The following is a 7,849-nucleotide window of genomic DNA, read 5'->3' as shown; positions in this document are numbered from 1 at the left end:
CCCCGGCGAGGCCACCCAGCACGGCGGCCGCCATGAACAGCCCGTACCCGGCCGGCGGCACCCGCAGCACGTCGAGCGCGTAGAGCACCAGCACCGCCATCAGCCCGCTGATCGCCAGGTTGCTCCCGGCGGTCAGCCCCGTGACCCGCCACAAGGTCCGCTCCCCCCGCAGCCACCGCACCCCCGCCAAACCCTCTCCCCACACGGACCGCCCCCGCCCCGCGCCGCGCCCCGCGCTCGGTGCGCCGATCTTGCACTCGTGGTGCCTGTTCTGAGCTGCCCCGTCCGATCCGCCCTCGCCACAACTGCAAGATCGCGGAAGACCGGCGGCGTGGGCGAGGCCGGGGTGGGGCGGGCGGAGGGCGAGGGTGAGGAGGGCGGCGACGGCGAAGGTCAGGGCGTCGAGGGCGAAGGGGAGGGGTGCGGCGACGGCGAAGAGGAGACCGGCGGCGGGGGCGCCGAGGAACCCCCCGGCCACCGCGGCGCCGGCCTGGAGGCGGCCGTTGGCGGTGGGCAGGGCGGCCGGCGGCACCACCGCGGGGAGCAGCGCGAACGCGGCGGCGTCGAAGAGGCTGCCGAGCGCGGCGAGCAGGAACGCCGCCGCCACCAGCGTCACGACGCCGGCCCGGTCGAGGGCGACCGCGACGGCGAGGCCAGCCACCACCGCGGCCCGCAGCCCGTCCACCACCGCCATCGTCCGGCGCCGGTCCCAGCGGTCCGCGTATACGCCAACGAGCAGGCCGAAGAGCAGCGGCGGAAGCTGCCCGGCCACGGCCACCGCGGCGATCGTCCGGGGATCGCGGGTCAGGGTCGCGGCCAGCAGGGCCAGCGCCGGCGTACGCAGCGCGTCGCCGAGGCGCGACGAGACGGTCGCGGACCAGAGCAGCCGGTAGTCGCGGCCGAGGGGCGGTGGGGTCATGCGGGCGACCCTCGGGCCTCGACCGGGTCGAGGGTCAAGCCGGGAGCGACCGCGCGTCGGCCGACCGGGCGGCCGTCGCGGTGGGTGGACCGGCGGGTAACCGAGCCTCCACGGGAGCGCGCCCGGGGTCTACGCTTGCCCGGTGACGGTGGAGCAGCAGGCACGGGGCACGACGGGCGGCGCCACTGGGTCGGGCCGGCGTCGGTCCCGCAAGGACGAGATCCTGGAGATCGCGGTCGGCCTCTTCGCCTCCCGGGGCTACCACGGCGTCTCGATGGACGACATCGGCGCGGCCGCCGGGGTCACCGGTCCGGCGCTCTACCACCACTTCGCCGGCAAGGAGGCGATGCTGGTCGCCGCGCTGATCCCCGTCAGCGAGGGGCTGCTCGCCGGTGGGCAGGAGCGGGCCGCCGGCCACCCCGACGACCCGCGCGGCGCGCTGGAGTCACTGATCGACTTCCACGTCGAGTTCGCGCTGGCGAACCCGGCGGTGATCGCCCTGCACCTGCACGAGTTGGACCGCCTCCCCGACGAGCCGCGGCGGCGGATCCGCCGGCTCCAGCGGCTCTACGTCGAGGAGTGGGTGACCGTGCTGACCGCGTTGCACCCGGGCATGCCCGACGGCGAGGCGCGGGTGCTGGCCCACGCCGCGTTCGGCCTGATGAACTCGACGCCGTTCCTCGGCGGAGAGGTGGACCGCCGCCGCCGGGCAGAGCTGCTCCGCGGCGCCACCCTCGCCGCCCTGCTGGCCTGACTCGTGAGTAACCGACGGGTCGTGGTTCCCTAGCTTTCGTCCCGACCCCCGGACGCTGGAGGAAACATGATCGAGTCGCTGCTGGTCGCCAACCGGGGCGAGATCGCCCGCCGGATCATCCGTACCGCCAAGCGGCTCGGCATCCGCGCGATCGCGGTGCACTCGGAGGCCGACGCCGGCCTGCCGTTCGTGACCGAGGCCGACGAGGCGGTCTGCGTCGGCCCGGCCAACCCGGCCCAGAGCTACCGCAACACCGAGGCGATCCTGGCCGCCGCCAAGTCCACCGGCGCGCAGGCCATCCACCCCGGCTACGGCTTCCTGTCGGAGAACGCCGACTTCGCCCGTACCGTCGAATCGAGCGGGCTGATCTGGGTGGGGCCCGGCGCGGACGCGATCACCGCGATGGGCGACAAGATCAACGCCCGGAACCTGATGGCGGCGGCCGGCGTGCCGGTCGCGCCCGGCACCACCGAGCCGGCCGCCGACCTCGACGCGGCGGTCGCGGCCGCCGGGGAGATCGGCTACCCGGTGATGGTGAAGGCCGCGGCCGGCGGCGGCGGCATGGGCATGGGCGTGGCGGCCGACGAGGCCGCGCTGCGCACCGAGTACGACAAGGTGCGCGCCTTCGCCGAGCGGATGTTCGGCGACGGTTCGGTGCTGATCGAGCGGTACTTCCCCCGGGTGCGCCACGTCGAGGTGCAGATCCTCGGCCTGGCCGACGGCCGGGTGGTGGCGCTCGGCGAGCGGGAATGCTCCGTGCAGCGCCGCAACCAGAAGCTGGTCGAGGAGTCGCCCTCCCCGGCGGTCTCGCCGGAGCTGCGCGAGCGCTTCCTCGCCGCGGCGGTCCGCGCCGGTGAGGCGGTCGGCTACCGCAACGCGGGCACGGTGGAGTGCCTGCTGGTCCCGCGTGAGCGGGACTTCAAAGGTGATGGTTCCGCGTCCGAAGAATTCTTCTTCCTGGAGATGAACACCCGGCTCCAGGTGGAGCACCCGGTGACCGAGCTGGTCTACGGCGTGGACCTGGTGGAGGAGCAGCTGCGGGTGGCCGCCGGCCTGGCGCCGACCTTCGACCCGGACGCGCTCGCGCCGCGCGGGCACGCCATCGAGCTGCGGATCAACGCCGAGGACCCGAAGCGCTTCCTGCCCGGCCCGGGTGCGATCAAGACCTGGGTGGAGCCGACCGGCGAGGGCGTACGCGTGGACTCCGGCTACGTCGCCGGCAACACGGTCACCCCCTTCTACGACAGCCTGATGGCCAAGCTGATCGTCAACGGCAAGGACCGGGCCGAGGCGATCGAGCGTGCGAAGGCCGCGGTCGCCGCCTTCGACCTCACCGGCCCGAAGTGCAACCTCCCTTTCTTCGCCGAGCTGCTCGAGAACCAGGAGTTCCTCTCCGGCGACTACGACACCGGCATCGTCTCCCGCATGCGCTGACCCGCCCTGCCCTGGGTTGATCATGAGGTTGGCGGGGCCGTTCGTCCCTTTCGTCGCCGTCAACCTCATGATCGACGCGGGTGGGTGGGTGGGTGCAGGGGTGGGTGGGTGCGGGTGGGTGGGGCGGGGTGGGAGGCTGGGGGTACCCCCCAGCCAGCGATACGTCACAGTGAGGTGACCCCTTATGACGGCACTGCCGGACTCCGTTTCCATCCGTGAGGTCGGTCCTCGGGACGGGCTCCAGAACGAGGAGCCGATCCCCACCGACGCCAAGGTGCGGCTGCTCGACGCGCTCTCGCGTACCGGCGTCTCGCGGATCGAGGCGGTGTCGTTCGTGCACCCGAAGGCGATCCCGCAGATGGCCGACGCCGACGAGGTGTGGCAGCGGGCCACCCGGGTCGACGGGGTGCGCTACTCGGCGCTGGTGCCCAACACCCGGGGCGCGCAGCGGGCTCTCGCGGCCGGGTTCACCGAGATCGAGGTGGTGGTCTCGGCCAGCGACACGCACAACCGGCGCAACGTGAACCGCTCCACCTCCGAGTCGCTGGACGACATCGCCGAGCTGATCGACCTGCTGCACGGCGAGGGCGCGCAGGCCGAGGTGATCATCGCGACCAGCTTCGGCTGCCCGTACGAGGGGGACGTCGACCCGGCGCGGGTGGCGGGCATCGTGGACCGGGTGGTCCGCGACGGCGCGGACCGGGTGGCGTTCGGCGACACCACCGGCATGGGCACGCCCCGCCGGGTCCGCGAGCTGCTGACCGCGGTACGCGACCGCAACGCGCACGTCCCGGTGCTGCTGCACTTCCACAACACCCGGGGCACCGCGCTGGCCAACCTGCTGACGGCGCTGGAGTTGGGCGTCACCGAGTTCGACGCTAGCGTCGGCGGCCTCGGCGGCTGCCCGTACGCCCCGGGAGCCAGCGGCAACCTGGCCACCGAGGAGGCGGTGCACATGCTGCACGACATGGGCATCGACACCGGCATCGACCTGGACGCGCTGATCGAGGCGGCCGAGCTGGCCGAGGAGCTGGTCGGCAAGCGCCTCCCCTCCGGCGTCCTCCGCGCCGGCCCCCGCACCCGCCTAACCCCCAAGCCCTGACCCGGCACCCCGCGCCCTCACCCGATCGCCCACCTCCCACCTGGCGGTGATCAAGAAGTTTGCGTCGGTTCCGCGCGGCATTCTCGACGCAAACTTCTTGATCACCGCCGTCGAGCGGTGCGGGGCCGGCCGGCCGGGCGGGCGGGGGTGGGCGCGGGGCGCGGGGGGCGGCGGTGGGTCGCCGGGGGGTGACCCGATGCGCTAGCCTAACGATCGTTCAGGTCAGTCGGTCCGCCCACGAGGTTGGCCGGCTCAGGTGGCGAGGGAGTCGGCGTGACGCTCGACGGTGAGGCACTGGAGCAGCTGCGCAAGCGCGCCCGGGCCGGCGGTGCGGACAAGTACCACGCGGCGAACGCCGCCAAGGGCAAGCTCTTCGCCCGCGAGCGGGTCGCGCTCCTGGTCGACGAGGGTTCCTTCGTGGAGGACGGCCTCTACGCCAACGCGCTGGCCGACGGGCTGCCCGCCGACGGCGTGGTCACCGGCACCGCCACCATCGACGGCCGCCAGGTCTGCCTGATGGCCAACGATTCCACGGTCAAGGCCGGCAGCTGGGGCGCCCGGACCGTCGAGAAGATCATCCGGATCATCGAGCGGGCCTACTCGACCGGCGTGCCGATGGTCTACCTGGTCGACTCGGCCGGGGCCCGGATCACCGACCAGGTCGACCTGTTCCCCGGTCGGCGCGGCGCCGGCAAGATCTTCTGGAACCAGGTCCGCGCCTCCGGCTCGATCCCCCAGGTCTGCGCGCTCTTCGGGCCGAGCGCGGCCGGTGGGGCGTACATCCCGGCGTTCTGCGACGTGGTGGCCATGGTGGACGGCAACGCCAGCATGTACCTCGGCTCCGACCGGATGGTCGAGATGGTCACCGGCGAGAAGACCACCCTGGAGGCGATGGGCGGGGCGAAGGTGCACTGCGCCGAGTCCGGTGTCGGGCACTTCCTCTGCAAGACCGAGGCCGACGCGCTCGACGTGGTGAAGACCTACCTGTCGTACCTGCCGGCCAACTGGACCCAGGCGCCGCCGGTCGCCGAGGCCGTGGACGCGTCCGACAAGGTCGACCTGGCCGCGCTGGTGCCGGCCAGCGAGCGGCAGGCGTTCGACATGCGCCGGTACGTCAAGGGCCTGCTCGACGACGGTTCGTTCTTCGAGATCCAGGCGCTCTGGGCCAAGGAGCTGACCATCGGCTTCGGCCGGCTGAACGGCGAGGTCGTCGGCGTGGTCGGCAACAACTCGATGTTCAAGGGCGGCGTGCTCTTCGTCGACTCGGCCGACAAGGCGACCCGGTTCGTGCAGCTCTGCGACGCGTTCAACGTGCCGCTGCTCTTCCTCTCCGACGTGCCCGGGTTCATGGTCGGCAGCGCGGTGGAGAAGCAGGGCATCATCCGGCACGGCGCCAAGATGATCACCGCCATCTCCGAGGCGACCGTGCCGAAGATCTGCGTGGTGGTCCGCAAGGCGTACGGTGCGGGGCTCTACGCGATGGCCGGCCCGGGCTTCGAGCCGGACGCCACCATCGCGCTGCCCACCGCCAAGATCGCGGTGATGGGCGCCGAGGCCGCGGTCAACGCCGTCTACGCCAACAAGATCGCCGCCATCGCCGACGAGACCGAGCGGGCCGCGTTCGTCGCCGCCAAGCGCGAGGAGTACGAGCGGGACATCGACATCGTCCGGCTCGCCAGCGAACTGGTGGTCGACGCGATCGTCGAGCCGCACGAGCTGCGGGCCGAGCTGATCCGCCGGTTCGTCGCCGCCCGCACCAAGGAGCGGCACTTCTCCAGGCGCCGGCACGGCGTCACCCCGGTCTGACACGGCACCGCCCGACCAGCTGCGCGACCCGTCCCGGCGTCACGAGCGCCCGACGGCCCCCTTCGACCAGGAGGAACCCATGGACTTCCGGCTCAATGAGGAACAAGAGGCGTTGCGGGACAGCGTGCGGGACTTCGCGCGCGAGGTGGTCGCCCCGGTCATCGCCGAGCACTACGAGAAGCACACCTTCCCGTACGAGATCATCCGGCAGATGGGCAAGATGGGCCTGTTCGGCCTCCCCTTCGCCGAGGAGCACGGCGGCATGGGCGGCGACTACTTCGCGCTCTGCCTCGCGCTGGAGGAGCTGGCCCGGGTCGACTCCAGCGTGGCGATCACCCTGGAGGCGGCGGTCTCGCTCGGCGCGATGCCGATCTACCGCTTCGGCACCGACGAGCAGAAGGCACGGTGGCTGCCGAAGCTGCTCAGCGGCGAGGCCCTCGCCGGCTTCGGGCTGACCGAGCCGGGCTTCGGCTCGGACGCCGGCGGCACCCAGACCCGGGCCGTGCTCGACGAGGCGACGAACGAGTGGGTGATCAACGGTTCGAAGGCGTTCATCACCAACTCGGGCACCGACATCACCGCGTTGGTCACCGTCACCGCGGTGACCGGCACAAAGCCGGACGGCTCGAAGGAGCTGTCGACCATCATCGTCCCGTCGGGGACGCCGGGCTTCACGGTCGCGCCGGGCTACTCCAAGGTCGGCTGGACCGCCTCCGACACCCACGAGCTGACCTTCGACGACTGCCGGGTGCCGGCGGCGAACCTGCTCGGCGAGCGCGGCCGGGGCTTCGCCCAGTTCCTGCGGATCCTCGACGAGGGCCGGATCGCCATCGCCGCCCTGGCCGTCGGCCTCGCTCAGGGCTGCGTCGACGAGTCCGTCAAGTACGCCAGGGAACGCCAGGCGTTCGGCCAGCCGATCGGCAACTACCAGGCGATCCAGTTCAAGATCGCCGACATGGAGCTGAAGGCGCACACGGCCCGGCTGGCCTACTACGACGCCGCCGCGCGGATGCTGGCCGGTGAGCCGTTCAAGCGGCAGGCCGCCATCGCCAAGCTGCACGCCAGCACCATCGCCGTCGACAACGCCCGCGAGGCCACCCAGATCCACGGCGGCTACGGGTTCATGAACGAGTACCCGGTGGCCCGGTTCTGGCGGGACTCCAAGATCCTGGAGATCGGCGAGGGCACCAGCGAGGTGCAGCGCATGATCATCGCCCGCGACCTGGGCATGTGACGACGGGGCTCCGGCGGACCGGCCACGGCCCACCCCCCGCCGGAGCCGCCCGGGACGGCGGCGCCCCGATCCGGCCCGGACAGGGGTGGGGAGTTGATCGGCTGTCGGATATCCGCAGGACGGCGTCGGCAGGACGACGCTCTGCTGCCGGAGGCCACCGCCGATCCGTACTCTTCGTGCCCATGACTCCCGATCATGATCGTTCGCGGAGCCCGGGCGGTCGTACCCGACTGCCGGACCTGCTGCGCGGGCACCGGCTCGCCGCCGGCCTCACCCAGGCCGAGCTGGCGTCCCGGGCCGGTGTCGGCGTACGGACCGTCCGTGACCTGGAGCGGGGTCGGTCCGCCCGGCCGCAGCGCACCACCGTCGAGCTGCTCGCCGGTGCGCTGGAGCTGACCGGAGCGGCCCGGTCGGCGTTCCTGGCGGCGGCCCGGGGGCCCGTCCCGACCGCGCCGCCGCTCACTGCCGGGAGCGCACCGGCGGGACCGACCGACGCCGGCCACGACATTGGTACGCCGGTGGCGTTGCCGCCCCCGGTCGAGCTGATCGGCCGGGAACGCGACGTGGCCGAGCTGGTCGGGCTGCTCACCGACGAGGCCG

Annotated in this window: 7 protein-coding genes; 6 read left to right on the top strand and 1 reads right to left on the bottom strand. The window is 72.7% G+C overall.

Annotated elements, in window-relative coordinates; all coding sequences use genetic code 11:
* Window positions 1-919 (bottom strand): MFS transporter (locus tag NCC78_RS23910; protein ID WP_250797187.1); only part of this gene is annotated, 919 nt, incomplete at its 3' end.
* A gap of 142 nt (window positions 920-1,061) precedes the next feature.
* On the opposite strand from NCC78_RS23910, the gene NCC78_RS23905 reads away from it, so the two are divergent.
* The 6 genes from NCC78_RS23905 to NCC78_RS23880 form a co-directional block, all read left to right on the top strand.
* A complete protein-coding gene (locus NCC78_RS23905; RefSeq protein WP_250797186.1) occupies window positions 1,062-1,673 on the top strand; it encodes a TetR/AcrR family transcriptional regulator in 612 nt (203 codons plus the stop codon).
* A 66-nt stretch (window positions 1,674-1,739) separates the two neighbouring features.
* A complete protein-coding gene (locus tag NCC78_RS23900) occupies window positions 1,740-3,107 on the top strand; it encodes an acetyl-CoA carboxylase biotin carboxylase subunit (RefSeq protein ID WP_250797185.1) in 1,368 nt (455 codons plus the stop codon).
* Window positions 3,108-3,291: 184 nt separating this feature from the next.
* Window positions 3,292-4,209 (top strand): hydroxymethylglutaryl-CoA lyase, encoded by a 918-nt coding sequence (locus tag NCC78_RS23895; protein WP_250797184.1) that lies wholly within the window; start codon window positions 3,292-3,294, stop codon window positions 4,207-4,209.
* Between the two features lie 273 nt (window positions 4,210-4,482).
* Window positions 4,483-6,015 carry an acyl-CoA carboxylase subunit beta gene (locus NCC78_RS23890; RefSeq protein ID WP_250797183.1) on the top strand — a complete coding sequence of 511 codons (1,533 nt, stop codon included), beginning with the start codon at window positions 4,483-4,485 and terminating at the stop codon, window positions 6,013-6,015.
* A gap of 79 nt (window positions 6,016-6,094) precedes the next feature.
* Window positions 6,095-7,249: an acyl-CoA dehydrogenase family protein gene (locus tag NCC78_RS23885; RefSeq protein ID WP_250797182.1), complete on the top strand. Its 1,155-nt coding sequence runs from the start codon at window positions 6,095-6,097 to the stop codon at window positions 7,247-7,249.
* Window positions 7,250-7,431: 182 nt separating this feature from the next.
* Window positions 7,432-7,849 (top strand): helix-turn-helix domain-containing protein (locus tag NCC78_RS23880; RefSeq protein WP_250797181.1); only part of this gene is annotated, 418 nt, incomplete at its 3' end.

It is taken from the genome of Micromonospora phytophila (assembly GCF_023656545.1).
Lineage (GTDB): Bacteria > Actinomycetota > Actinomycetes > Mycobacteriales > Micromonosporaceae > Micromonospora > Micromonospora phytophila.
Note: the sequence above shows the minus strand (reverse complement) of the source record. Positions and strands in the feature narration are given on the sequence as shown.